Source organism: Paraburkholderia panacisoli (assembly GCF_008369935.1).
Lineage (GTDB): Bacteria > Pseudomonadota > Gammaproteobacteria > Burkholderiales > Burkholderiaceae > Paraburkholderia > Paraburkholderia panacisoli.
Genome location: NZ_VTUZ01000008.1, coordinates 55,815 through 81,524, shown reverse-complemented (window position 1 = coordinate 81,524; position 25,710 = coordinate 55,815). Strand labels below are relative to the sequence as shown.

General features: G+C 64.1%; 26 protein-coding genes. 9 read left to right on the top strand and 17 right to left on the bottom strand.

The genetic code is table 11. From position 1 onward, the window contains the following. Nucleotides 1-36: 36 nt before the first annotated feature. The 4 genes from FVF58_RS14115 to FVF58_RS14100 all read right to left on the bottom strand — a co-directional run bounded on the left by FVF58_RS14115 (nucleotide 37) and on the right by FVF58_RS14100 (nucleotide 3,056). Nucleotides 37-738 carry an ATP-binding cassette domain-containing protein gene (locus FVF58_RS14115; RefSeq protein WP_149670528.1) on the bottom strand — a complete coding sequence of 234 codons (702 nt, stop codon included), beginning with the start codon at nucleotides 736-738 and terminating at the stop codon, nucleotides 37-39. Between the two features lies 1 nt (nucleotide 739). Continuing rightward, complete coding sequence (gene modB, locus FVF58_RS14110) at nucleotides 740-1,414, bottom strand: molybdate ABC transporter permease subunit (RefSeq protein ID WP_149670527.1); 675 nt, start codon at nucleotides 1,412-1,414, stop codon at nucleotides 740-742. Nucleotides 1,415-1,447: 33 nt separating this feature from the next. Next, nucleotides 1,448-2,221 carry a molybdate ABC transporter substrate-binding protein gene (gene modA / locus FVF58_RS14105; RefSeq protein WP_149670526.1) on the bottom strand — a complete coding sequence of 258 codons (774 nt, stop codon included), beginning with the start codon at nucleotides 2,219-2,221 and terminating at the stop codon, nucleotides 1,448-1,450. A gap of 130 nt (nucleotides 2,222-2,351) precedes the next feature. Then, nucleotides 2,352-3,056: a phosphatase PAP2 family protein gene (locus FVF58_RS14100; RefSeq protein WP_149670525.1), complete on the bottom strand. Its 705-nt coding sequence runs from the start codon at nucleotides 3,054-3,056 to the stop codon at nucleotides 2,352-2,354. Between the two features lie 378 nt (nucleotides 3,057-3,434). On the opposite strand from FVF58_RS14100, the gene FVF58_RS14095 reads away from it, so the two are divergent. Next, a complete protein-coding gene (locus tag FVF58_RS14095) occupies nucleotides 3,435-4,619 on the top strand; it encodes an extracellular catalytic domain type 1 short-chain-length polyhydroxyalkanoate depolymerase (RefSeq protein WP_149670524.1) in 1,185 nt (394 codons plus the stop codon). A gap of 118 nt (nucleotides 4,620-4,737) precedes the next feature. Next, complete coding sequence (locus tag FVF58_RS14090; protein ID WP_149670523.1) at nucleotides 4,738-4,914, top strand: DUF3563 family protein; 177 nt, start codon at nucleotides 4,738-4,740, stop codon at nucleotides 4,912-4,914. A 90-nt stretch (nucleotides 4,915-5,004) separates the two neighbouring features. Here FVF58_RS14090 and FVF58_RS54165 read toward each other — a convergent pair whose 3' ends face one another. From FVF58_RS54165 to FVF58_RS14055, 8 genes are all read right to left on the bottom strand, one after another. Beyond that, the gene (locus tag FVF58_RS54165; protein ID WP_281291202.1) at nucleotides 5,005-5,205 is read right to left on the bottom strand and encodes a tryptophan-rich sensory protein; all 201 of its coding nucleotides are present in this window, start codon (nucleotides 5,203-5,205) and stop codon (nucleotides 5,005-5,007) included. Between the two features lie 76 nt (nucleotides 5,206-5,281). After that, a complete protein-coding gene (locus FVF58_RS54160; protein WP_281291201.1) occupies nucleotides 5,282-5,428 on the bottom strand; it encodes a tryptophan-rich sensory protein in 147 nt (48 codons plus the stop codon). A gap of 88 nt (nucleotides 5,429-5,516) precedes the next feature. Beyond that, entirely contained in the window at nucleotides 5,517-7,016 is a 1,500-nt protein-coding gene (locus FVF58_RS14080; RefSeq protein WP_149670522.1) for a cryptochrome/photolyase family protein, read from the bottom strand. Between the two features lie 208 nt (nucleotides 7,017-7,224). After that, complete coding sequence (locus FVF58_RS14075) at nucleotides 7,225-7,644, bottom strand: organic hydroperoxide resistance protein (RefSeq protein WP_149670521.1); 420 nt, start codon at nucleotides 7,642-7,644, stop codon at nucleotides 7,225-7,227. 195 nt (nucleotides 7,645-7,839) lie between these two features. Further along, a complete protein-coding gene (locus tag FVF58_RS14070) occupies nucleotides 7,840-8,292 on the bottom strand; it encodes a MarR family winged helix-turn-helix transcriptional regulator (RefSeq protein ID WP_149670520.1) in 453 nt (150 codons plus the stop codon). 168 nt (nucleotides 8,293-8,460) lie between these two features. After that, the gene (locus FVF58_RS14065) at nucleotides 8,461-9,270 is read right to left on the bottom strand and encodes a BPSS1780 family membrane protein (RefSeq protein WP_149670519.1); all 810 of its coding nucleotides are present in this window, start codon (nucleotides 9,268-9,270) and stop codon (nucleotides 8,461-8,463) included. Continuing rightward, nucleotides 9,261-10,256, bottom strand: coding sequence for a homoserine kinase (locus FVF58_RS14060; protein WP_149670518.1), 996 nt, complete (start codon nucleotides 10,254-10,256; stop codon nucleotides 9,261-9,263). The genes FVF58_RS14065 and FVF58_RS14060 overlap by 10 nt, the downstream gene beginning before the upstream one ends. A gap of 183 nt (nucleotides 10,257-10,439) precedes the next feature. Beyond that, nucleotides 10,440-10,835: a hypothetical protein gene (locus FVF58_RS14055; protein ID WP_149670517.1), complete on the bottom strand. Its 396-nt coding sequence runs from the start codon at nucleotides 10,833-10,835 to the stop codon at nucleotides 10,440-10,442. 194 nt (nucleotides 10,836-11,029) lie between these two features. Between FVF58_RS14055 and FVF58_RS14050 the strand changes: the two genes are divergently transcribed. Continuing rightward, nucleotides 11,030-12,559 (top strand): AMP nucleosidase, encoded by a 1,530-nt coding sequence (locus FVF58_RS14050; protein ID WP_425468947.1) that lies wholly within the window; start codon nucleotides 11,030-11,032, stop codon nucleotides 12,557-12,559. 131 nt (nucleotides 12,560-12,690) lie between these two features. Here the strand turns inward: FVF58_RS14050 and FVF58_RS14045 are convergent, their stop codons facing one another. From FVF58_RS14045 to FVF58_RS14035, 3 genes are all read right to left on the bottom strand, one after another. Beyond that, on the bottom strand, nucleotides 12,691-13,221 hold the full coding sequence (locus tag FVF58_RS14045) for a chromate transporter (protein WP_149670515.1): 531 nt from the start codon (nucleotides 13,219-13,221) through the stop codon (nucleotides 12,691-12,693). Then, a complete protein-coding gene (locus FVF58_RS14040; RefSeq protein WP_149670514.1) occupies nucleotides 13,218-13,787 on the bottom strand; it encodes a chromate transporter in 570 nt (189 codons plus the stop codon). The genes FVF58_RS14045 and FVF58_RS14040 overlap by 4 nt, the downstream gene beginning before the upstream one ends. Nucleotides 13,788-14,015: 228 nt before the next feature. Next, the gene (locus FVF58_RS14035; protein WP_073428625.1) at nucleotides 14,016-14,759 is read right to left on the bottom strand and encodes an LOG family protein; all 744 of its coding nucleotides are present in this window, start codon (nucleotides 14,757-14,759) and stop codon (nucleotides 14,016-14,018) included. A 1-nt stretch (nucleotide 14,760) separates the two neighbouring features. Between FVF58_RS14035 and polA the strand changes: the two genes are divergently transcribed. The 3 genes from polA to FVF58_RS14020 all read left to right on the top strand — a co-directional run bounded on the left by polA (nucleotide 14,761) and on the right by FVF58_RS14020 (nucleotide 19,970). Beyond that, complete coding sequence (gene polA / locus FVF58_RS14030; RefSeq protein WP_149670513.1) at nucleotides 14,761-17,502, top strand: DNA polymerase I; 2,742 nt, start codon at nucleotides 14,761-14,763, stop codon at nucleotides 17,500-17,502. A 157-nt stretch (nucleotides 17,503-17,659) separates the two neighbouring features. Then, nucleotides 17,660-19,015 (top strand): NAD(P)/FAD-dependent oxidoreductase, encoded by a 1,356-nt coding sequence (locus FVF58_RS14025; RefSeq protein WP_149670512.1) that lies wholly within the window; start codon nucleotides 17,660-17,662, stop codon nucleotides 19,013-19,015. Nucleotides 19,016-19,097: 82 nt separating this feature from the next. Then, a complete protein-coding gene (locus tag FVF58_RS14020) occupies nucleotides 19,098-19,970 on the top strand; it encodes a dienelactone hydrolase family protein (protein ID WP_149670511.1) in 873 nt (290 codons plus the stop codon). 115 nt (nucleotides 19,971-20,085) lie between these two features. On the opposite strand, the gene FVF58_RS14015 is transcribed toward FVF58_RS14020, so the two are convergent. Together FVF58_RS14015 and FVF58_RS14010 are read right to left on the bottom strand one after the other, a co-directional pair. After that, the gene (locus FVF58_RS14015; RefSeq protein WP_149670510.1) at nucleotides 20,086-20,955 is read right to left on the bottom strand and encodes a sulfurtransferase; all 870 of its coding nucleotides are present in this window, start codon (nucleotides 20,953-20,955) and stop codon (nucleotides 20,086-20,088) included. Nucleotides 20,956-21,132: 177 nt separating this feature from the next. Next, a complete protein-coding gene (locus tag FVF58_RS14010; RefSeq protein WP_149670509.1) occupies nucleotides 21,133-22,239 on the bottom strand; it encodes an aromatic ring-hydroxylating oxygenase subunit alpha in 1,107 nt (368 codons plus the stop codon). A gap of 286 nt (nucleotides 22,240-22,525) precedes the next feature. Between FVF58_RS14010 and FVF58_RS14005 the strand changes: the two genes are divergently transcribed. The 3 genes from FVF58_RS14005 to dxs all read left to right on the top strand — a co-directional run bounded on the left by FVF58_RS14005 (nucleotide 22,526) and on the right by dxs (nucleotide 25,707). Further along, entirely contained in the window at nucleotides 22,526-22,834 is a 309-nt protein-coding gene (locus FVF58_RS14005; RefSeq protein WP_149670508.1) for an exodeoxyribonuclease VII small subunit, read from the top strand. Further along, the gene (locus FVF58_RS14000) at nucleotides 22,831-23,712 is read left to right on the top strand and encodes a polyprenyl synthetase family protein (RefSeq protein ID WP_149670507.1); all 882 of its coding nucleotides are present in this window, start codon (nucleotides 22,831-22,833) and stop codon (nucleotides 23,710-23,712) included. Before FVF58_RS14005 ends, FVF58_RS14000 begins: the two co-directional genes overlap by 4 nt. A gap of 87 nt (nucleotides 23,713-23,799) precedes the next feature. Continuing rightward, entirely contained in the window at nucleotides 23,800-25,707 is a 1,908-nt protein-coding gene (dxs, locus tag FVF58_RS13995) for a 1-deoxy-D-xylulose-5-phosphate synthase (protein WP_149670506.1), read from the top strand. The last annotated feature ends 3 nt before the right edge of the window (nucleotides 25,708-25,710 follow it).

Genomic DNA, 25,710 nt, shown 5'->3' with positions numbered 1-25,710 from the left:
AAGCGGACGCCGACCAGCGCCGCGCGCCCGTCCAGGTCAGGGCGCGCTCGGCGCGTAGCCGGCGAACGGCTGATTCTCGCGCACGCAGCCATCGCTGACTTGCACGACCTGATCGCCGAACGCGGCGACATCCTCGGGATCGTGCGTGATCAACACCATCGGGATATCGAGCCGCGTTTGCAGCTCCGACAGCTCGTTGCGCATGCGCTGGCGCAATGCGCTGTCGAGTGCGGAAAAGGGTTCGTCCAGCAACAGCAGGCGGGGTTGCGCGACGAGCGCCCGCGCCAGCGCCACGCGCTGCTTCTGTCCGCCCGACAACTGCACCGGATGATTGCCCGCGACGCTCTTCAGTTCCAGCGCGTCGAGCCAGTAGTCGACTTGCGGATGCGCATGCCGCGTGCGCGGATTGAGCCAGCCTCGCTGCAAGCCAAAGCCGATGTTTTGCCGCACGTTCAGATGCGGAAACAGCGCGTAGTCCTGGAACAGGTAGGCGATCTTGCGCGCCTGCGGTTTCAGATCGACGCCGCGCACGCTGTCGAACAGCGCGTCGCCATGCAGCGTGATCGCGCCTTCGTCGGGGCGCAAGAGGCCGGCAATCGCCTGCAAGGTCAGGCTCTTGCCCGCGCCGGACGGCCCGAACAGCACGACGCGTTGCGTGGTCGCTCTGAACGAGACGTCGAGCGTGAAGCGGCGCTCGGCGCTCTCGAAGGTCTTGCGGATGTCGACGGCGAGCGGCATGTCAGCGCGAACTCAACAGCGTGTGCTGCGGCACCAGACGGCCCGCGAGCAGCAGGATCACGACGCACGTCACCGAGGTCACGAGCACGAGGAAATTCGCGGTGCTGTCGTCGCCGGCCTGCACGGCCGAATAGACCGCCACCGAGAGCGTCTGCGTACGGCCCGGCAGATTGCCCGCGATCATCAGCGTCGCGCCGAATTCGCCGAGCGCGCGCGCGAACGCCAGCAGGCCGCCGGCGAGAATGCCGCGCGTGGCGAGCGGCAGGGTCACGCGAAAGAACACCGCTGTTTCACTGACGCCGAGCGTGCGTGCGGCCCGCTCGAGTTGCGGATCGACGGATTCGAAGGCGGCGCGCGCCGATTTCAGCACCAAAGGAAACGCCACCACCGTCGACGCGATCACCGCGCCCTGCCACGTGAACACCAACTGGATATCGAAGCGGTCGAGCCACGCGCCGATCACGCCGCGCCGCCCGAGCAGCACGAGTAGGTAGTAGCCGAGCACCGTGGGCGGCAGCACGAGCGGCAGCATCAGCAGCGAATCGATTACGTCGCGCGCGCCGGAGCGCCAGCGCGACAAACCGAAGCCCGCCGCGACCCCGAACACCAGATTGAGCGCAGTGGCCCAGCCCGCCACTTTCAACGACAGAAGGAGCGGAATCCAGGCCTGTTGCATGAGCGTGCGCGATCCCGGTGACGTCAATGCGCGTTAGTGCGCGGGCTTGAAGCCGTAATTCGCGAGCACCGCCTGGCCAGCCGGCGAAAGCACGAAGTTCATGAACGCCTGGGCGTCGGCGGCGTGACGGCTGCCTTCGACCTGGGCGATCGGATACGTAATCGGCGTTTGCGTCGGCACGTTCAGCGCGACCTTGACCTTGTCCGGCATGACTGCGGCGTCGGTGCTGAACACGAAGCCGGCGTCGACCTCGCCGCGCGCCACGTAGTCGAGGCTCTGACGCACGTTCGACGCCAGCACGGCCTTCGCGCTCACCGCGTCCCACACGCCGGCGGCCTGCAGCGCGCCCTGCGTATAGCGGCCGACCGGCACCGAAGCCGGATCGCCGAACGCGACCCGTTTCACGTTCGCCGACGTCAGATCGCTCAGTCCAGCCGGTGCGAAATGGCTGTCGGCCGGTACGATCAGCACCAGCGAATTGGCGGCGAAGTCGCGGCGCGAGGCCGGCACGATTACCTTTTCGGCGGCGGCTTTGTCCATCGCCTTCTGATCCGCGGACGCGAATACATCGGCGGGCGCGCCTTTGACGATTTGCTGCATCAGCACGTCGGAGGCGCCGAAATTCAGCAGCACCTTGGTGCCCGGATGCTGCTGCTCGAAGACTTCGCTGGCCGCCTTGAACGCGTTGGTCAGGCTGGCGGCGGCGGAGACCACGAGTTCGTCGGCACGCGCATTCACGCTGAGGGCGACGGACAGCGCACTGGCGACGCACAGCGCGCTTTTAAGAAGGCGGCGGGAAAGGGTCATGAGGGCCTGGAAGGCCGGCATGGACCGGCGCGGCGGGTTAAAACGCCTATCGTAATATATGAAAGGATATAACGATACTCATGATGATTCAGCTACGCTAATGAAGCGTTCGTGAAGCAGCGCAAACGCGTCAGACTTTGGACGTTTGCGGCGGCGCGAGCGTATTGAGCGTCTGCGAGAGGGGCTCGATCGCGGCCGGGCGGACATCGCGCACCGCCTTCCATTTAGCGCGGATGAACGGCCTGTCGTGACCGGACACCTTCAGCGCGAGGTGCGTGACCCAGCGCTGGGTCGGCACGTGCACGCCGTGCATCAACACGGCAAGAACCAGCATGCTGACGGCGACGGGTAACGCCGACAGACGGCCCGGCTCGGTATTCCACGCCATGCGCACGAACAGCAATGCGGCCAGCGCACCGGTCAAGCAACCGGTGACGGCCTCGGACGGCGAGTGAGCGCTCAAAACGACGCGCGACAAACCCACGGCGATACCCGCAGCCAGCCCGAGCAAAACGCCGAGCAGACGAATCGGCGGACGCGCCGGCAGCAGCATCAGGAACAAAGCGACCGGATAGACGGCGGTAGACAGCATGGCATGGCCGCTGACGCCGGTGAAATCCAGCTCGCGCACGCCGACACCCCAGCCGAGAAACGCCAGCTTGGTCACGGTGACGATCCCGATGGCCGCGCCGAGCAGCAGCAGCCAGCCCGCCGCCATGCGCCACGAGTAGCCGAGCGCCAGCCAGAGGGCGATGGCGAACGCGAGCGGCAGCGTCATGCCGGCTCCGCCGAGACTCGTGATCGAATACCAGAGATGAAGAGGTAAATCGGGCATGGCAGGAGTAAATGCGACCCCAGGTCGCGTAGCATCAGGTTGGTGAAGAAATCAACGCGCGCACGGCGCGAAGCGTCGACTGCGTAGGCCCGCGCATCCATTGATTCAACCGCCAGTATAGACGGGTGTGGCACTGCGGTCTCGCCGCGCGCGACGCAATTTGGCCGCCGAGCCGGCCAGCAGACATTGGCTCGCGAACGGGCTTGCAGCCGTTTGACGTCACGGCAGCCTCGAGGCTCGCCCAGCGGAAATTTAGATTTGGGTGCCTTTCCAGGACGCCAGCATCGCATGCGGATTGATGTTATTGTGCATTGCACAAGAAACATCGCTGCGTATTTTATCGAACAACCCTGTCCCTTTTTGCGAGGTCATTCGCCGATGGCAAAAAGTCTATCGAAAATCTGGCTGCGCGGTCTGAAGCGCCTGCTCGCCATTCAAACCGAGCACGCCCAAAAAACCACCAAGCGCATCACGGCGCGGCCGCCGCGAGCCGCCACCATCAAGCCGTCCGCCAAGGTCCATCCGGTCAAGCCGGCGGCTGCGCTGCGCACCCCTGTGAAGCGCGAGGTGCCGCGCACCGCCGCCCGCGAGTCGCGGGTGCGCCCGCGCGCGTCGGCGTGGACCAACGGTTCGTGGACCCGCTCGTTCCATTCCGCGCCGGCAGCGCCGGGGCGGCTCGTCAATCATCTTCAATACGGTTTGTATGTCCCGTCGGGTCATGCGCTCGAGGCGATGCCGCTGGTCGTGATGCTCCACGGCTGCACGCAATCGATCGACGAATTTGCCGAAGGCACGCGGATGAACGTGCTGGCGGATCGCTACGGTTTTGCGGTGGTTTATCCGGAGCAGTCGAAACACGCGCACTCGCACCGCTGCTGGCACTGGTACGACGCGGGTGAAACCGCCGGCGGGGCCGAGGCGCTCGCGGTGGTGTCGCTGGTCGATGCGCTGGTGGCGGAGCACGGATTCGATCCCGAGCGCGTGTATGTCGCCGGAATTTCCGCCGGGGCGGGTCTGACGGGGCTTCTGGCCGTCAAATATCCGGGACATTTCGCCGCAGTCGCGCTGCATTCCGGCCCTGCTCTCGGCGAAGCCCGCTCGGGCATTACCGCGATGGACGTGATGCGACGCGGCGCTCGCCGCGAGCCGGTCGCGCTCGCCGACGAGGTGGTCGACGTGGCCAACTACCCCGGCATGCCGGCGCTCATCATCCACGGCGACGCCGATCACGTGGTCGCGCCGGTCAATGCGGACCAGTTGGCGGTGCAATTTCTCCGCCTGAATCGGATCGTCGACGCTAAGGGCGCCCGTAAATCCGGCGAAGTGCGGGAAGAACGCAAGGGCGGGGTGGTGACGCGCGATCACGTGCGCAGCGGGCGGCGCGTGGTGCGTCTGTGCCGCGTGCAGGGGCTCGCCCATGCCTGGAGCGGCGGCGACGACGCCGTGCCGTTTCACTCCGCCAAAGGTCCGGACGCCAGTGCGATGGTGTGGGAATTCTTCAAGCATCAACGCCGCACAGGCGCCAGCCGGACCGCTGAAAGCGCCGCCGCTGCGGCTTCTTGAGGCTGACGGCGAGATTGGAGCAACACTTCGAAATGAACAGTGGCGTGATACTAGGGTTTTCCCTATAATGCGGGTTATCCCTAGGCGTTAGCGCCTACATTCATTGCCGAGGTTCACCATGTACCTGCTTAGCCGCCTGTTTCTGCTTCTGACCAAGTCGCCCGACCAACTCGCGAAAGAACGCGCTGACGCCTACCTGGCCGAGGCTACCGATCTGTACGATCTCGAATTCCGCATGCGCAAGCTGGACCGTGACGTCAATGTCCGCCAACCGTCGTGGATGAGCCAGCACTAAGCTGAGCAAGCTAAGACATCGGCGCGTAGTGAAACGCCGGTGTTCGGGGCGATGCGCCCAAGCTGTCATCGAGAAGTGTTCACGCTGGCTTCAGAAAGCCGGATTCAATTGCCACAGGGCGTGTTTCAGCACTGCGGCGAACGCCACCCAAGCGACATAGGGCACCAGCAGTGCGCCTGCCCAGCGGTCCCGTCGCCAGAATGCAAACGTCAGCGCGACGATCAAAACCAGCTGGATGACGATATCGGCCGGCGCCACGCCAAGCCGATGCAGGCCGAAAAACAGCCACATCCCACGCTGCGTTGAACAGCAACTGAACGACCCACAAGACGATCGCGGCGCTCAGGCCTTTTCGTTTCCACACGCGCTACGCGGAAATCGCCATCAGCTCATAGAGCACTGCCCAAGCCGGGGAAAACACCCAGTTCGGCGGTTGAACGCGCGCTTTTGCAGGCGCCGTGTACCAGACATCTGGCAGAAAGGGGCTCGCGGCGAACGCGGCCGGCAGCGTCAAAAACAGAACACCAGCGGCGACGGCAAGCGGCGCCTTTTCATGTCTTCATTTCCTCTGACGTTTCCGATCAAATGAGGTAAGCGAGCGCTCACTTTCCGAAACGGGCCAGCGTGCGTGCGCGCGCTTCGGCGTGATCGACAATTGGCTCTGGATAGTCCTTACCCAACTCCACATCGAATTCCGCGAGCCGCTCGGCGCCGGCCAGCCACGGCGCGTGAATCCATTTGGCCGGCAGCTTCGCAAGTTCGGGCAAATAGCGTTTGATGAAGCGACCCTCGGGATCGAATTTCTCGGATTGCTTGATCGGGTTGAAGATCCGGAAATACGGCTGCGCGTCGCATCCCGTCGACGCCGCCCACTGCCAGCCACCGTTATTCGCCGAAAAGTCGAAGTCATTCAGTTGTTCGGCGAAGTAGCGCTCGCCGAGCCGCCAGTCCACGCCCAGATCCTTCACCAGAAAGCTCGCCGTCACCATCCGCAGACGGTTGTGCATATAGCCAGTGCGGTTCAGTTGCAGCATCGCGGCATCGACGAGCGGGTAGCCGGTGCGGCCATCGCACCACGCGGCGAATGCCTCGTCGGCCTCCGGGCCTCGTTCCCAGCGCAGCCGGTCGTACTCTTCCTTGAACGACGCGCCGCTCGCCAGGCGCGGATGGTGCGCGAGGATCATGAAGTAGAAATCCCGCCAGATGAGTTCCGACAGCCAGATGGCCGCACCATGTCCGTCGGGCTGCAACGACATCTCGTGGGCGAGGCGCGCGAGCGTGCGGATCGAAACCGTGCCAAAGCGCAGATGCATCGACAGATAGCTCGGGCCCCTGGCGGCGGGGAAGTCGCGCCGCTCCGCGTAGCTCTCGATGCGGGTGGTGAAGTCGTCGAGCAGACGTTGCGCGCCGCTCATGCCCGTGGGCATCTCCAACTCCGCGAGGTTGCTCGGCGCGAAGCCGAGTTGATCGAGCGTCGGCAACTGGCGGTTCAGCTTCGGCGGCGGAGCTTCCAGGTGCTTCGCGTAGGTTTCCACCGGATACGGCTTCAGATCGAAAGCTGTCACCTGCTTGAGCCACGCGTTCTTGTACGGGGTGAACACGGTGAACGGCTTGCCTTGGCCGGTCAATATTTCGTTGCGCTCGAAAATCACCTGATCTTTGAACGTCAGCCACTGGCGCCCGGCTTCGGCGAGCCGCTGATGCACTGTCTCGTCGCGCTCGATCGCGACCGGCTCGTAATCGTGATTCGCGAATACCGCTTCGACGCCGAGTTCATCGGCGAGCTTGGGCACGAGGTCGGCTGGATCGCCGTACAGCACGATCAGGCCGCCGCCGTTTGCGCGCAATGCGTCATCCAGTTCGCGCAGCGCCGCGAGAATGAATTCGATGCGGCGGTCCCGCACCTGGGTGTCCGGATGGCGGGCCTGCCAGGCGTCGACGAGCGGTTGCAGGATCGTCGTATCGAACACGAACGTGCACCAGACGCGCTCGCAATGTTTGAGCGCGTAGTAGAGCGCGGCGTGGTCCGTGCTGCGCAGGTCGCGGCGAAACCAGACCAGGCCGGTGTCGAAGGTGTCGTTCAGGCGTCGGACGCGTGTCATCGAGGGGGGCGGTGGGGTGAGGGGTTTGCCGCCGCAGGTTGCAGGATGCAAGCGATGGCGGTGCGGACCGGTGTCGCAGATTGCGTGCCGCGTCCACAAATGGACCAGCGCCCGCCCCTATTGTGCAGGGTCCGGGCGCTGGTCGCGGCGGGCGGCGGTTCTGCCGCGCCGCTGCGGCGATTCATCGGTGCTTCATCGACACTGCCGCTTACGCAACTTGCAGACGCACCGCGACGTTGTTGCGAGTCGCGTTCGAATACGGGCACACCTGATGCGCCGCGTCGACCAGTTCCTTGGCCGCGTCAGCGGGCAGGCCCGGCAGCGAGATGCGCAGGTCGATGTCGAGCGCGAAGCCGCCGTTGTCGTTCGGACCGATGCCCACGTCCGCGGTCACTTGGGTGTCGACCGGCAAAGTCTGCTTTTTCTGGCCGGCGACGAATTTCATCGCGCTCAGGAAACACGCCGAGTAGCCAGCCGCGAACAGCTGTTCCGGATTGGTGCCCGCTGCGCCGTTGCCGCCCAGTTCACGCGGTGCGGCCAGCTTGACGTCCAACGCATTGTCCGACGATACGGCGCGGCCGTCGCGGCCACCGGTGCTCGTTGCGCTTGCTTTGTAGAGGATGTTCATGGTGTTGCTCCTTGTCTGGGTTGTCCTGGATCGACTGCGGTTGTCAGGGTCTGCATGCTTGCCGCCGTTTGCTTGCCGCCGTTCTGGCGGTGCGCTATAGGAGCGGCATGTCGTTAAGATAGTACACAAATCATTTGTGTGCAAACTAATTTTTGTATCGGCACGATAGCTTGCTTTTTGCGGCAGGCCGGCCGGCTAGTGATCCATGTAGTCGTTGAGCGTGCCGCGCAGGCGGGTCAGGTCGTCGCGCAGACGCAGCAGGAATTCCGGCGTCTGCTGGGTTGCGCAGAGGATTTCCGCGGGCACTTCGCGCGCTTGGCGCTTGAGTGCCGTACCGGCCTTGGTGAGCCGGATATAGACGAGCCGCTCATCGTCGACGCCACGTACGCGCTCCAGCAGGCCTTGCGTTTCGAGGCGCTTGAGCAGCGGCGTGACCGTCGCCGAGTCGAGATTCAGGCGCGCGGCCATGTCCTTGACGGTGACGTCGTCGCCCTCCCACAGCACCAGCATCGTCAGATATTGCGGATACGTGAGGCCCAGTTTCTCGAGCAACGGCTTGTACGCTTTCGTCATGGCAAGCGAGGTCGAATAGAGGGCGAAACAGAGTTGCTCGTCGAGCGTGAAGGGCAAAGCGGGGCGCTGGGTCATGGTGCTTCTCGCATAAAAGAGCGTGCAAATGGATTGCGCACAAACCATTGTGCCGCAATTCACGGCGGCTTGACGAGCGCTAATGGGGATCGGGCGAAACGCGGACGGCGAGCGCCGTGCGTGAAAACGAGGGCGGGCGCCAGAAAGGCGCCCGCGCCTGAACAGCATTCAAGCAGCCGGCGTGGTCGGCAGATCCGGTGCCGTGGGCGTTTGTACGCCGAAGCAGCCGCGATAAGTCGCGTAGAACGAGCAGTACAGCATGGTCGTGACGATCATCGTGGCGGGCATCAGGATCGCGAACGCGAAGTCGGCCGCGCCTAGCGCCTGCATCAGCGCCGACAGGCCGATCGATACCGTTACCGCAACGGCGAACCACAGCGCGCCGAACACGACGAACGCGCCACGATTGCGCCAGCAACTGACGACGCTGAAGAACATCGCCTTCACGGGCGGTACTTCATGCCACGCGACGAGAATCGGCGAGAACCAGAAGATCATGGCCACCGGAATGTAGATCACGAGGGCCGTGATCACTGCGAGCGGAATATTGCTGTTGGCAATCGCCTCCTGATCCATCGCGCCGCCGCCGCCGAGCATCACCTTCAGCAGCATGCCGCCGTCGGCGAGCGCCGAGCCGGCCAGCACGAGCCCCATCGCGACCACATACAGCACGCCGAGCACCAGCAGCCGCCTCGCGACCACAGGGCCGTACGAGTGAAAGCCGTCCACCAGAATGGTCGGGAACACCGGCTTGCCGGCGATCGTGTTGCGGCACGCCGCCATAAAGCCGACTGCGACGCCCGGAATGAACGCCAGCGGCAGCACGCCGCCGATCACCGGAATCTGCGACACGAGCGTCATGACCAGCAGATAGGTGAAGAACAGCGTGAGGAATGCGAGCGGGTTCTTGCGGAACAGCCAGATACCCTGCCGGAACCACACGTAGCCGGTTTTCGCGGGGACTTCGATCAGTTGCATGGGGTATGGATGCCTGGATGTGCAACGCCGGACAGGCGTTCGCGCAGAATGCGCTCGAAATGGCCGGGGTCGTGCGGCTTGAGCAACTCGGCCGCGCGTGGCAAATGAAAATCATACAGGCGCGAGACCCAGAAGCGGTACGCGCCCGCTCGCAGCATATCGCCCCAATGGCGGTTCTCTTCGGGGGTGAACGGGCGCATGGTCTGATAGGCGCGCAGCATGGCCTCGGTGCGCGCATCGTCCAGCTTGCCGGTGGCGAGGTCGACACACCAGTCGTTGACCGTCACCGCGACGTCGAACAGCCACTTGTCGCAACCGGCGAAATAGAAGTCGAAGAATCCGCCGAGGCGCACCTCATGGCCGGTGTCCGGCGCGGCGTGCGCGAACATCGCGTTGTCGCGAAACAGATCGGCATGGCAGGGGCCCTCGGGCAGCGCGGCGTAATCGGCGGACGCGAAGAAGGCCTCCTGATGCGCAAGTTCGGACGACAGCAGGTCGCGCTGCGCGCCTTCCAGAAACGGCAGGATGGTCGGCACGGTTTCCTGCCACCACGGCAGGCTGCGCAGATTCGGCTGATAGCCCGTGTAGTCGCGCCCGGCGAGGTGCATGCGCGCCAGCATCTGCCCGACTTCGATGCAGTGCTCGACGCCGGGCGACAACTCCGGCGCGCCTTCCAGCTTGGTCACGATGGCCGCGGGCTTGCCGAGCAGCATGCCGAACAGCGCGCCGTCCTCGCGCGGCATCGGGTCCGGCACCGGCACGCGGTGCGCGGCCAGGTGGCGCATGAGGTTGAGGTAAAACGGCAGTTGCCCGGCAGTCAGCTTTTCGAAAATCGTCAGGACGTATTCGCCGCGCGTCGTCGTCAGAAAGAAGTTGCTGTTTTCAATGCCGGACGAGATGCCACGAAACTCGACGACATCGCCGAGATCGTAGTGACGCATCCATTCTGCTAGTTGGGGTTCGTTGACAGCGGTGAAGACAGCCATGCGGGAAACGTCGGATCAGGTTGGTCGGGCTGGCGCGATGCGGCCAGTGCGATATGTGGCAAATGCGGCGCTGAAAAACGGTGTTGAGCGCTGACGCTCAAGGCCGCGCAGCGAACGCGGCAGGGCGGGGCCGCATCGGGTGTGAAGCGCGGCGGCCACACCGGGCCGCCAACTCGACAGGCATCAATAGTGCAGATTCACCGACGGATAGCGCGTGCTTGGGTGACCGTTGTCGCGCACGGTGGGCGACGTGTCGAGCGGCGCGCTCATCTGGTAGCGCGTGCCGAGATTCGAATGCACGTTGATTTCAACCGGCTTGCCCTTGTCGCGGTATTCGGTGATTTCAGTGCCGTTGCCGCTGCGCTCGTAAAAGCTCGGCGTGCGCGGCACGTTGATTTCGACCTTCGAGCTGACCTGGGCGGCCGGACGATTGATCTTCTCCAGGTCGGGCAGACCGGCCCGTTCATTGGCGGACTGGGGCGCGTCGGCAGGCGGAGCGTCATCGACAGGCTGGGCAGCCATCGCGGCGTTGCCAAAGGCGAGGGCCAGTGCAACGGCGACGGGAAGGAGCGGCTTCATGGTGATTCTCCAATATGGTGCCCCGATTCTAGCAAATCCAGCCTGGTGATCGGGCGCGGCGGCCTTATTTTGCGCCGCTTTCACGCGAAGCGCCCGCAATCTTGCGAACAGTGTGGCGGCATGTGTTGCAGGCAACGCCAGGTGATTTGGCGAACCCGTGTTCCGTGGTAATGTCGTCTCATCAATAGGGGCGAATGACGATGAACGATACCAATCAACGCGCGGTGCAGACTCCCGCCAACAGCTTCCCAACCGAATCGTTCGACGACGCGACCGAGGCCGTCACCCGCCTCTCGGCGATCTACGAAGCGAACACCTCGTTTCTGCGCGATGCGTTTGCGCGCTATCGCCGCAACGAAAAGTTCGAGCGCCGCGTGCGCGCCTGCTATCCGTTCGTGCGCGTGTGCACCGAAGTCAACACGCATGTCGACTCACGCCGCTCCTACGGTTTCGTCGCGGGTCCGGGGGTGTTCGAGACGACCGTGACGCGGCCCGATCTGTTCGGCGACTACTATCGCGAGCAATTGCGTCTGCTGGCGAAGAACCATCATGTGCAAATCGAGGTCGGCGTGTCGGACCAGCCGATCCCGATTCATTTCGCGTTCGCCGAGGGCATTCATCTCGAAGGCGATCTGGACCGCGAGCGCCTGTTCCTGATGCGCGATGTGTTCGACACACCGGACCTCGCACTGCTCGACGACCGCATTGTCAACGGCACGTATGAGCCGGCGGCGGGCGAGCCGCATCCGCTCGCGCTGTTCACGGCGGCGCGGGTCGATTTCTCGCTGCATCGGCTGAAGCACTACACGGCTACTTCGCCCACGCATTGCCAGAATTACGTGCTGTACACGAACTACCAGTTCTATATCGACGAGTTCGTCAAACTCGGCCGCACGATGATGGCTCATACCGACGACGCCGAACTGCGCGCCTATCGCAGCGAGTACACGTCGTTCGTCGAGCCCGGCGACGTGGTCACGTACAACGAGAATCTCGGCGAACAGTCGCAGGAAGGCACGGCGCCGCCGCGTCTGCCGCAGATGCCCGCCTATCACCTGAAGCGCGCGGACGGCAGCGGCATCACGATGATCAACATCGGCGTCGGGCCGTCGAATGCGAAGACCATCACCGATCACATCGCCGTGCTGCGTCCGCATGCGTGGATCATGCTCGGCCACTGCGCGGGTCTGCGCAATACGCAGCGCCTGGGCGACTACGTGCTCGCGCACGGCTATGTGCGCGAGGACCACGTGCTCGATGCTGACCTGCCGCTGTGGGTGCCGATTCCGGCGCTCGCCGAAGTGCAGGTGGCGCTGGAGCGCGCGGTCGCGCAGGTCACGCGGCTGGACGGTGTCGAGTTGAAGCGCGTGATGCGCACGGGTACGGTGGCGAGCGTGGACAACCGCAACTGGGAGTTGCGCGATCATCGCGAGCCGGTGCAGCGGCTGTCACAAAGCCGCGCGGTCGCACTCGACATGGAAAGCGCGACGATCGCCGCGAACGGTTTTCGCTTCCGGGTGCCTTACGGCACCTTGCTATGCGTGTCGGACAAGCCTCTGCATGGCGAACTGAAGCTGCCGGGCATGGCGGATCAGTTCTATCGCGCGCAGGTCGATCAGCATCTGCAGATCGGCGTGAAGGCGATGGAGATATTGCGCACGAACGGGTTGCATCGGTTGCATAGCCGTAAGCTGCGCAGCTTCGCTGAAGTGGCGTTTCAGTAAGCGCGGCTTGGGCGGGCTGGCAAGGGCGAACGAAAGTTCGTTCGTGCCAGCCAAGGCGTTTGCGGACGGTCTTGCTTTGTCCGCCACGTTTTTGCCGCCGCGCTTCAGCGGCGTTGCATTGGACCTTCGCGTTAGAACTGCCCGAACCCCGTGAGCCCGATCAAACTGCCGGCAGCCAGCAGCCACAACGGATGAACCCGCGTCTTCAACGCCATGACGGCGGTGAACACGGTGATGGCCCACGCAATCGCGGTGGGGTTCGACGCCTCGGCGATCAACGCCGCGCTCGCCGCGACGATGCCGGCCGTCACCGGCATCAATCTCAATTGCGCGTAGCGTCGCCACGGACGGTCCTTGAAGCGGTCCCACGCATGCAGCGCGAAGATCGTCACGAGCGATGACGGTCCGAACTTGGCCACCGACGTCACCAGCATTCCCGCCCAGCCGGCCACATGCCAGCCGATCAGCGTGACGATCATCAGGTTCGGGCCGGGCGCGGCTTGCGCGAGCGCGAATAGCGCGCTGAATTCGCTGGCGGGCATCCAGTGATGCACGTCCACCACCTGACGTTGCATCTCCGGAAGAATCGTATTGCCGCCGCCGAACGCGAGCAGCGAAAGCTGACTGAAGATCGCGGCGAGCGAAACGAGCGTGTCGTTCATCGTGCGCTCCTCGCCGCGAGGTAGATGCTGAGCGGCGTCAGCACCAGCATGGTCGGCAGAAGCGGCAGCCGCAGGATTGCAATCGCGACGAAGCCGAGCGCGGCGATGAGTGCGGCGAGCGGCCTGTTGCGCAACGGCAGCACGATCCTGACGGCCATCGAGATCAACAGACCGGCCGCCGCCGCGGCGAGACCGGCGAACAGATGGCGCACGTGCGGGTCGTTTTGCGTGTGTTCGTATAGCACGCCAAGGCCGATCACCACCAGCGACGGCCCCGCGATCAACCCAAGCAAGCCGGCCAGCGCGCCGGGCACGCCGCGAAAGCGCATGCCCATCGCGACTGAAAGATTGATTACGTTGCCTCCCGGCAGGAATTGGCACAGGCCGAGCAGGTCGGTGAATTCCTCGGCGCTCAGCCAGCGGCGCTGTTCGACCAGCGTGCGACGCGCGAGCGGCAATGCGCCGCCGAATGAGATCAGCCCAAGGCCGAGAAAGCCGCCGAAGATTTCCCGCAGCGTCGGTGTGGGCGCGAGTGAGGCGTCGGAGGATGAAAGATTGTGGTCCATGTCGCTAACTAGCTTCCAGTTCAAGCTCAGGAGGTTAGCGCCGAACCGGCGGCGAGCAAAACGGTTTTTGAGCATGACCGCAAGCGCCATGCGAAAGGGCCGGTGAAGCGGATCGCTGAAGCGAATGCGGGCAGCCCGAAGGCTGCCCGCCAGAATCAACGCACCGGGTTTAGTGCATTGCGCGTACTCGCTTCGCGCCAGCGCGCGGAGCGAGCACGCAGCATCACATCACAGGTAGAACATCCGGTCCTCATCCGACTTGGCCGGATGCGGCTCGGCTTCTTCACGGTCTTCGTAGAACTTCAGCACCGCTTCGAGCACCTGGTCCGGATCGTCGATCACCTGCATCAGGTCCATGTCGGTCGGATTGATCAGGCCCATCGGCGTGAGCGAGTTCTTGAACCATGCAAGCAGGCCTTCCCAGAACTCCGCGCCGACCAGGATGATCGGCACGTGGCGCGACTTCTTGGTCTGGATCAGCGTGAGCACTTCGGCGAGTTCGTCCAGCGTGCCGAAGCCGCCCGGCATCACGATCACCGCGTCCGAGTTCTTCACGAACGTGACCTTGCGCGTGAAGAAGTGGCGAAAGCGCAGCGAGATGTCCTGCCACTGGTTGCCCGATTGCTCGTGCGGCAGTTCGATGTTCAGGCCGACCGAAGGCGCCTTGCCCGCATGCGCGCCCTTGTTGGCCGCTTCCATGATGCCGGGGCCGCCGCCGGAGATCACCGCGAAGCCCGCGTCCGACAGCTTGCGCGCAATTTGTGTGGCGAGTTTGTAGTACGGCGAGTTAGGTTTCAGGCGCGCCGAACCATAGATGCTGACAGCCGGGCGAATCTCCGAGAGGTACTCGGTCGCCTCGATAAACTCTGCCATAATCGTGAACATCTGCCACGATGCGCGGGCCTTCTTGGCCGTTGCGCGCTCTTGATCTGCGAGTGATCGCAGACTCGGAATCACTTTTCTCTTAGTCATAATGCCTGAAGAACGAAGCCTTGAAGGTAAGACCCTGCTATTGGTCGACGGTTCGAGTTATCTGTACCGGGCCTACCATGCGATGCCTGATCTGCGCGGCCCCGGGGGCGGTCCGACGGGTGCGCTCTACGGGATGATCAACATGCTGCGGCGCATGCGCAAGGAAGTCACAGCAGAGTATAGCGCGTGCGTGTTCGACGCCAAGGGCAAAACATTTCGCGACGACTGGTATCCCGACTACAAGGCGAATCGTCCGTCGATGCCGGACGACCTGTCGCGCCAGATCGAGCCGATTCATGTGGCCGTGCGCGCGCTCGGCTGGCCGCTTCTGATGATCGAAGGCGTCGAGGCCGATGACGTGATCGGCACGCTCAGCACCGCGGCGGAACAGCGCGGCATGAACGTGATCGTGTCGACTGGGGACAAGGATCTGGCGCAGCTCGTGTCGGATCATGTCACCCTCATCAATACGATGACCAACGAAAAGCTCGACCGCGCCGGCGTGATCGCCAAGTTCGGCGTGCCGCCGGAGCGCATCATCGACTACCTGTCGCTGATCGGCGATACCGTCGACAACGTGCCGGGCGTCGAGAAATGCGGGCCGAAAACCGCGCTCAAATGGCTGACGCAATTCGACTCGCTGGATGGCATCGTCGCACATGCGGACGAGATTAAAGGTGCGGTAGGAGACAATTTGCGGCGTGCGCTCGATTTCCTGCCGATGGCGCGCAAGCTCGTCACCGTCGAGCGCAATTGCGATCTGACCGACCATATCGTGTCGATCGAGGAAAGCCTGCCGAGCCGGCCCGAATCGCGCGAGGAACTGCGCGACGTGTTTACGCGCCATGGCTTTAAGACCTGGCTGCGCGAAGTGGAAATCGCGGACGCGGTGGAAGGCCCGGAAACCGACGTGCCGCCGGCACTGGCGGTGGATCACGAGCGGCACTACGACACCGTGCAGACGTGGGAGCAGTTCGACGCATGGCTCGAAAAAATCAACGCGGCTGAACTGACCTCGTTCGATACCGAGACCACCGCGCTCGATCCGATGACGGCGCAGATCGTGGGCCTTTCGTTGTCGGTGGAAGCCGGCCGCGCCGCTTATGTGCCGCTCGCGCATCGCGGCCCGGACGCCCCCGTGCAACTGCCGCGCGACGAAGTGCTCGCGAAGCTCAAGCCGTGGCTGGAAAGCGCCGCGCACAAGAAGGTCGGGCAGCATCTGAAGTACGACGAACAGGTGCTGGCGAACTACGGCATCGAAATGCGCGGTATCGAACACGACACGCTGCTGCAATCGTACGTGCTCGAATCGCATCGCACGCACGACATGGACAGCCTCGCGCTGCGTCATCTCGGCATCAAGACGATCAAGTACGAAGAGGTCGCGGGCAAGGGCGCGCAGCAGATCGGCTTCGACGAAGTGGCGTTGGACAAAGCCGCCGAATACGCGGCGGAAGACGCCGACATCACGTTGCGTTTGCATCAGGCCTTGTATCCGCAGGTGGCTGCGGAGAAGACGCTCGACTACGTCTACCGCGGGATCGAAGTGCCGACCTCGCGTGTGTTGCGCAAGATGGAGCGTACGGGCGTGCTGATCGATGCGGAAAAGCTGCGTCAGCAAAGCAGTGAAATCGCCACGCGTTTGATCCAGCTCGAGGGCGAGGCGTACACGCTGGCCGGCGGCGAATTCAATCTGGGCTCGCCCAAGCAGATCGGCCAGATTTTCTTCGAGAAGCTGGAGCTGCCGGTGGTGAAGAAGACCCCGAGCGGCGCGCCGTCCACCGACGAAGAAGTGCTGCAGAAGCTCGCCGAAGATTATCCGCTGCCGAAGATCCTGCTCGAGCACCGAGGTTTGTCGAAGCTGAAGTCGACCTATACGGACAAGCTGCCGCGCATGGTCAACGCGCAAACGGGCCGCGTGCATACGAACTACGCGCAGGCCGTCGCGGTGACTGGGCGTCTCGCGTCGAACGATCCGAACCTGCAGAACATTCCCGTGCGCACCGGCGAGGGCCGCCGGATTCGTGAAGCGTTCATTGCGCCGCCGGGGCACAAGCTCGTTTCGGCCGACTACTCGCAGATCGAATTGCGCATCATGGCGCACATTTCCGGCGACGAATCGTTGCTGCGCGCGTTCTCGCAAGGGGAAGACATCCACCGCGCGACGGCGGCGGAAATCTTCAGCGTGACACCACTCGAAGTGTCAAACGATCAACGGCGCGTGGCCAAGGTCATCAACTTCGGGCTGATCTACGGGATGAGCGCGTTCGGTCTCGCGTCGAATCTCGGCATTACGCGCGACGCGGCCAAGATGTATATCGACCGCTACTTCGCGCGTTACCCGGGTGTCGCGCGCTATATGGACGAAACGCGGCTGAGCGCGAAGGCGAAGGGCTACGTCGAAACGGTGTTCGGGCGCCGCCTGTGGCTGCCGGAGATCAACGGCGGCAACGGGCCGCGCCGCCAGGGCGCCGAGCGCGCCGCGATCAACGCGCCGATGCAAGGCACCGCCGCCGACCTCATCAAACTGTCGATGATCGCGGTGCAGAAGTGGATCGAAGACTCGAAGATCGGCACGCGCATGATCATGCAGGTGCACGACGAACTGATTCTCGAAGTGCCGGACGCCGAATTGTCCGATGTACGCAAGCGCCTGCCCGAGTTGATGTGCGGTGTCGCCGACCTGAAGGTGCCGCTGGTCGCCGAAGTGGGCGCCGGCCTGAACTGGGAGGAAGCGCATTGACACCCTGGTGACAACGCGCGATATCGTCGTGCGCATGTCACACATGCGAATTGATGGCTTGTGACAACCCGTGCTGCTCGCGGACAATCGCTGAATCACGGCGCGCTTGCTGCGCGCCGTTGCGACGCATAATTCATCGGCAAACACGGAGAGTGCAATGCATCGATTTATCGTCGTTGGCGGGGGCGCGGGAGGATTGGAACTGGCGACACGTCTGGGTGACCGCTATGGAGCCGAGAAAAAGAAGAGCGGCGCGCGGGCGCAGATCACGCTCGTCGACCGTTATCCCACGCATATCTGGAAGCCGCTGTTGCATGAAGTGGCGGCCGGCAGCATGGACCCGTTCACGCAGGAACTCGAATACGCGGCCCAAGCGCGCTGGCATGGCTTCGAGTTTCAGCAGGGCGAGCTGACCGGGCTCGATCGCACGAACCGGCGCCTGACGCTCGGCCCCGTGCTCGACGACGACGGCGCCGAACTGCTGCCCGAACGCGAGCTCGAATACGACACGCTGGTCATCGCAATCGGCAGCACCACGGCGTTCTTCGGTGTGAAAGGCGCAGCGGAATTCTCCCTTGCACTCGACACGGTCGGCCAGGCCGAGCGGTTCCGCAAGCGCCTGATCGCGGCCTGCATGCGCGCCGAGCATCAGGTGCATGAGCCTGTCGAATCGAGACCCGGACCCGGCACGTCGACATCCAGCGAGCCGCGCATCCAGGTGGCGATTGTCGGCGGCGGCGCTACGGGCGTCGAACTGTCGGCGGAATTGCGCAACACCGCGCAGGTGCTGTCTGCCTATGGCCTGCATAAGCTCGATCCCCGGCATGACGTCGGCATCGTGTTGATCGAAGCGGGGCCGCGTATTTTGCCGGCCTTGCAGGAGCGCGTCTCGACTGCTACCGCCGAGCTGCTCACCAAGCTCGGCGTGAAGCTGATGATCGGCGAAACGGTGGCCGAGGTCGCGCCGGGCATCATCCGCACCGCGAGCGGGCATACCGTGCGCGCGGATCTGACGGTGTGGGCGGCCGGCATCAAGGCGCCGCCCATCTTGGGCCAGCTCGACGGCCTGACGGTCAACCGGCTGGGCCAGCTCAACGTGCGCCGCACGCTGCAAACCGAAATCGACGACAACATCTTCGCGCTCGGCGATTGCGCCGCGTGTCCGTGGCCGGGCAACGAGCGCAACGTGCCGCCGCGCGCGCAGGCGGCGCATCAGCAGGCGAGCTTCTTGCTGAAAGCATTGGCGGCGCGCCTCGACAACAAGCCGCTGCCGGAATTCACCTACCGCGACTTCGGCTCGCTGGTGTCGCTCGGGCACTTCAGCGCGGTCGGCAATCTGATGGGCGGGGTGATCGGCGGCAACATGCTGATCGAGGGGCTGTTCGCGCGTTTCATGTACATGTCGCTGTACCGGCTGCATATCGCGGCGCTGCACGGCTACGCCCGCATGGTGCTCGATACCTTCGCGCACTGGCTGCGCCGCTCCACGCTGCCGCGCGTCAAGCTGCACTGACGGCGCAGGCGGCGGTTGATTCTGCAACAGGATGCGCGTCAGGCGTATCCTGTTGCCTCTAACAATCAACCGAGGAGCGCGCATGCTGAAACCCGAAATCGATAGCCTGGTTCCCCACGTTCCCTTCAATCGGCGCACCTTCATCAAGGCCGCGCTCGGCTCCGGTTTTGCGGCGGCCGTGCTGCCGGTCTCGGCGCAAACCATCCATACCGATAGCGACGGCCTCGAAGCCGGTGAAATTGCCGTGCGTTCAGGCGGCACGCTGGTGCCGGCGTATCGCGCGCAGCCCAAGGGCAAGACGCATCTGCCGGTGATCATCGTGATCCATGAGGCGTTCGGTGTGCACGAGCATATCGCCGACGTATGCCGTCGTTTTGCGAAGCTCGGCTATCTGGCGATTGCGCCGGATCTGTTTGTCCGCGAAGGCGATCCGATGGTGCTCCCGACCATCCAGCAGATCAGCACGCAGATCCTCGACAAGGTGCCTGACGAGCAGGCGCTGGCCGACCTCGACGCGACCGTCGCATGGGCGGGCGAGAATGGCGGCGATCTGAACCGGCTCGGCGTGAACGGTTTCTGTTGGGGCGGCCGCATCGCCTGGCTGTATGCGGAGCACAACCCGCGACTCAAGGCGGCGGTCGCATGGTACGGGCGCGTGGGCGGAGACCATACCGCGACCACGCCGGCGAATCCGCTCGATCGGGTTGGCGATCTGCATGCGCCGGTGCTGGGGCTCTACGGCTTGCAGGATCAGGGCATCCCGCAGGCCACCCTCGAGCAGATGAAACAGGCCATCGCGCAAGGTCCGCAGGCGGGCCGTGGCTCGCAGTTCGTCGTGTACGACGATGCCGGCCACGCGTTTTTCGCGGACTACCGGCCCAGCTATAAGAAGGCCGATGCCGAAGATGGCTGGCGCCGTACGTTGGTGTGGTTCAAGCAGCATGGGGTAGTTTGAGGCTGACAAACCTCAGCCCGATCGCTTGACGTTCGCGCAATAAAAAAGGCCGTTGCCGCCCGCGGGCGGCAACGGCCTTTTTTGCTTGGTCGCTTGCGAGGACCTCAGCCTGTGCTCAAGGATTCGGGCCCGTCGCAACCGGCCGCTTTGGATCGGAACTCCATTCGCTCCATGAGCCCGCATACAACGCCGCGCCGTGCAGGCCCGCAATCTCCATGGCCAGAACGTTCACGCACGCCGTCACGCCCGAGCCGCATTGCAGCACCACATGCTCCGGCGGTGTATCGCCCAGCAGCGCATGAAAATCCTCGCGCAGCGTATGAGCCGGCTTGAAGCGTTCATCGGCGGTGAAGTTGTCCTTGAAGTAGCGGTTGAGCGCGCCCGGGATGTGGCCGCCGACGCGATCGAGCGTCTCGTTCTCGCCGCGATAGCGGTCGGCTGCGCGTGCGTCGACCACCACGCGCTCCTTCGAGCCGAGATTGCGCTCGACCGTCTGCGCGTCCACCGTGACGGAGAGCGGCGCGCCGGCCTTGAAGTCGCCGGTATTCTGGGCCGGCACGTCTTGCGTCAACGGCTGACCGGCGGCTTGCCATGCGGGCAGGCCGCCGTCGAGCAGCGCCACGGCGTCGTGTCCGAGCCAGCGCAGCAGCCACCAAACGCGAGCGGCGTACATGCCGCCTTGCGCGTCATAAGCGACCACTTGCTGGCCCTGCTTCAGGCCGCGCGACTCCAGCGTCTCGACGAGGCGCGCACGATCCGGCAGCGGATGCCGGCCGTTCGCACCGTTCTTCGGGCCGGACAGATCGCGATCGAGATGCAGGTAATGCGCGCCCGGCAAATGCCCGGCCAGATAGGCTTTTTCGCCCGCTTCCGTGTCCGTCAGATCGAAGCGGCAATCGATCACGAACACGCTGCCCGGCGCGGCGGCGAGCCGTTCGGCGAGATTGGTCGCGGAGATCAGGGTGGTGTAGTGAGTGTGGGGCATGGTGTCTCCTCGATACGAGCGATGGCGGCTCCGTTCGGGCCTGTGATGCCGCGAACGGATGGCCGGGCTATCTTGTAAGTCTAAACAAAAAAAGACGGGCCGAAGCCCGTCTTTCCATGCGTCCATACAGCTTGTGCGAGAGTCGGGCCAGTGTCCGGCCGAGCGGATCGAGCGCGCTCAGATCGCGCCGAGCTCGCGCCGCAAAAACTCATGGAAGTGCTGCATGCCGTCTTCCATCGGGCTCTGATACGGGCCGACTTGCGATTCGCCGCGTTCCATCAGCGCACGGCGGCCGGCGTCCATACGCTCGGCGATCTCGTCGTCTTCGCGGGCCGTTTCCATATAGGCGGCGCGCTCGGCTTCGACGAAATCCCGCTCGAATAGCGCGATTTCCTCAGGGTAATAAAACTCGACCACGTTGGTGGTCTTCTGCGCGCCGCGCGGAATCAGCCACGACACCACCAGCACATGCGGATACCACTCGATCATGATGCCGGGGTAATACACCATCCAGATCGCGCCGAAGTCGGGCGGATTGCCGCCGCGGAAACGCAGCACCTCGTCGTGCCACTTGCGGTAGGTCGGGCTGCCCGGCTGCTCCAGATCCTTGTGCACGCCAACCGTCTGGACGCTGTACCACTCGCCGAACTCCCACGTCAGGTCGTCGCAATTGACGAAGCTGCCGAGGCCCGGATGGAACGGCGCGACGTGATAGTCCTCCAGATAGACCTCGATGAAGGTCTTCCAGTTGTAGTTGCACTCGTGCACTTCGACGTGATCGAACATGAAGCCCGAAAAATCGAAGTGTTTCCTGGTGCCGAGGCGCGCCAGATCGCGTGCGACGTCGCGGCCCTGCGCTTCGAACAGCAGACCTTGCCAGTTCTGCAGCGGCGTGGCGCCGAGATTCAGGCAGGGGTTGTCCGCGAAATGCGGTGCGCCGAGTAGCTGGCCGTTCAGATCGTACGTCCAGCGGTGCAGGGGGCAGACGATGTTCTCCGCCTGGCCGCGACCGTTGAGCATGATGGCTTGCCGGTGGCGGCACACGTTCGACAGCAGTTCGACTTGCGACTGCTGGTTACGGACGAGCACGCGCCCCTCGCTTTCGCTGGGCAAGGCAAAATAATCCCCCGCTTCGGGCACCATGAGATCGTGGCCGATGTAACGAGGACCTTTCTTGAAAAGGGTTTCGATTTCGCGCGTTAAAAGCGCTTCGTCAAAGTAAGCCGTGACTGGCAGCTGGCTGTGGATAGACCGCAACTGCAATGCATTGCTCAGATTGGACATTCCCACTCCCGTGAAGACGTGAAAGCAGTGAACAACCCAACCATCGAAGATTCGATTTAGGGAGCCCGCGATTATACCCGTTTCCCCTGTGTCGGGGCGCTTAAGTCCCTGATTCGGGTCAAAAATGTCAGGAAAGTTCGGGATTTTCGCCGCAGACCGTTCGTTTTTTTTCTGCGAGACTTCAGGGGCGGCGCGCGATGCGCACGTGCGACGCAGACCGGCGAGCGGATCGGAAATGTCGCTTTTGCCGTAGAATGTCCGACTTGTTTTAATTTTGCGACTATTCATGGCGAAGACCGCGTCAAAAGATCCTGCTGCCGCGCCAGCCGAAGGCGTCGATACCACGCCGCTGCCGGAGAACTACGAAGCCGCGCAGGCCGAGCTGGAAGGGCTGGTGGCACGCATGGAAGGCGGCAGCCTCAGTCTCGAGGAGTCGCTGACCGCGTACCGGCGCGGCGCGGCTCTGGTGGCGTTTTGCCAGCAACAGCTCGAAAAGGTCGAGCAGCAGGTGCGCGTGCTCGACGGCGAGACGCTCAAGCCGCTGCCCATGAATACCGCAGGCACAGCCGCTACTGAAAGCGGGGACGACCTATGACATTCGAACAATGGACGCGTGCGGTGCTCGAACGCGTCGAAGCGGCACTGGAACATTACCTGCCGGGCGCGGCCACCGAGCCCGCCAAACTGCATGAGGCGATGCGTTACGCGGTGCTGGGCGGCGGCAAGCGGGTCCGCCCGTTGCTGTGCCACGCCGCCGGCGAGCTGACCGGCGCGCGCGCCGAATGCCTCGACGCGGCAGCGGCGGCGCTGGAAATGATCCACGTGTACTCGCTCGTGCACGACGACATGCCGTGCATGGACGACGACGCATTGCGTCGCGGCAAGCCCACGGTGCACGTCCAATACGACGAAGCCACGGCGCTGCTGGTCGGCGACGCGCTGCAGTCGCAGGCTTTCGTCGCGCTGACTTCCGACGTGCTGGCCGCGCCACAACAAGCTTCGCTCGTGCGCGAGCTGGCGCTTGCAAGCGGCTCGATTGGCATGTGCGGCGGCCAGGCCATCGATCTGGCGAGCGTCGGCCACACGCTGACGCGCACGCAACTCGAAACGATGCACCGGATGAAAACCGGCGCGTTGTTGCGCGCCGCGGTGCGCATGGGCGCGCTGGCGGGCGAAGCGCCGGACGCGGACGCGATGCGTTCGCTCGACGCGTATGCGGGCGCTGTCGGTCTCGCGTTTCAGGTCGTCGACGACATACTCGACGTCACGACCGACTCTGCGACGCTCGGCAAGACCGCGGGTAAAGACGCGAAGGACGGCAAGCCGACCTATGTGTCGATTATCGGGCTCGACGCGTCGCGTGCGCTCGCGGCCCAGCTGCGCAGCGACGCTCACGCGGCGCTTGCGCCGTTCGGCGCGCGTGCGCAGCGTCTGGCCGAATTGGCCGACCTGGTGGTGAACCGGGTTAGCTGAACGCGAAAGCCCGCCGCCGCGCATCCTTTATCCCCGGGGTGCATGTATGAAGTGCGGGCGCGTAAGTTTTCCTACAATGGAACGACGATGTACGACTTGCTGAAAACCATCGACGACCCGGCAGCCTTGCGCCGCCTCGATCGCCGCCAATTGCAACCGCTTGCCGACGAGTTGCGTGCCTTCGTGCTCGACAGCGTATCGCAGACGGGCGGCCATCTTTCGTCCAACCTCGGCACGGTCGAGTTGACCATTGCTCTGCACTATGTGTTCGACACGCCGCATGACCGGATCGTCTGGGATGTCGGCCATCAAACCTATCCGCACAAGATCCTGACGGGCCGCCGCGACCAGATGCACACGCTGCGTCAACTGGGCGGCATCTCGGGCTTCCCGAAGCGTGACGAGTCCGAATACGACACCTTCGGCACCGCGCACTCCAGCACGTCGATCTCCGCTGCGCTCGGCATGGCGGTCGCGAGCAAGCTGCACGGCGACAACCGCATGGGCATCGCGGTGATCGGCGACGGCGCGATGACGGCCGGCATGGCCTTCGAGGCGATGAACAACGCCGGCGTCGAAGACGACGTGCCGCTGCTGGTGATCCTGAACGACAACGACATGTCGATTTCGCCGCCGGTCGGCGCGCTCAATCGCCATCTCGCGCGCCTGATGTCGGGCCGCTTCTATGCCGCCGCGCGCGCGGGTGTCGAACGCGTGCTGCGCGTCGCGCCGCCGATGCTCGACCTGGCTCGCAAGCTCGAAGAGCACGCGAAGGGCATGATCGTGCCGGCCACGCTGTTCGAGGAGTTCGGCTTCAACTACATCGGCCCGATCGACGGTCACGATCTCGATTCGCTGATCCCGACGCTGCAGAACATCAAGGAACTGCGCGGTCCGCAGTTCCTGCACGTCGTGACGAAGAAAGGCCAGGGCTACAAGCTTGCCGAAGCCGATCCGGTGCTGTACCACGGCCCGGGCAAGTTCAATCCGGCTGAAGGCATCAAGCCGGCCACCACGCCGTCGAAGAAGACCTACACGCAGGTGTTCGGCGAATGGCTGTGCGACGCCGCCGAACTCGACTCGCGCGTGATCGGCATCACGCCGGCCATGCGCGAAGGCTCGGGCATGGTCGAGTTCGAGAAGCGCTTCCCGGACCGTTATTTCGATGTCGGCATTGCCGAGCAGCACGCGGTGACGTTCGCCGGCGGCCTGGCCGCGGACGGCATGAAGCCGGTGGTGGCGATCTACTCGACCTTCCTGCAACGCGCGTACGATCAATTGATTCACGACGTCGCGCTGCAAAACCTGCCGGTGGTGTTCGCGATCGACCGCGCGGGTCTGGTCGGCGCGGATGGCGCAACGCACGCGGGTGCTTACGACCTCGCGTTCATGCGCTGCATCCCGAACATGACGGTGATGGCCCCGTCCGACGAAAACGAATGCCGGCAGATGCTGTACACCGCGCTGCAGCAGCCGAACCCGACGGCGGTGCGTTATCCGCGCGGCGCCGGCACGGGTGTCGCAACCGTCAAGCAAATGGCCGCCTTGCCGATCGGCAAGGGCGAGGTGCGTCGCGAAACGTCGCAGCCCGCGGGCAAGCGCATTGCGATTCTCGCGTTCGGTACGATGGTCGCGCCGTCGCTGGCGGCGGCCGAGCAACTGGACGCCACGGTCGCGAACATGCGCTTCGTGAAGCCGCTGGACGCCGCGCTGGTCCGTGAGCTCGCGGAGACGCACGACGCCATCGTCACGGTCGAAGAAGGCTGTGTGATGGGTGGCGCGGGCTCGGCATGCGTCGAAGCACTGCTCGAGGCCGGAATCATGCGACCCGTGTTGCAACTGGGCCTGCCCGACCGGTTCATCGATCATGGCGACCCGGCCAAACTGCTTGCCGCGTGCGGCCTCGACGCCACGGGCATCGTCAAGTCGATTCGCGAACGCTTTCTGGCAAATGGCGTGGTCGGCGGTCAATCGTCGGTGAAGCGCGTCGCGTAAGGC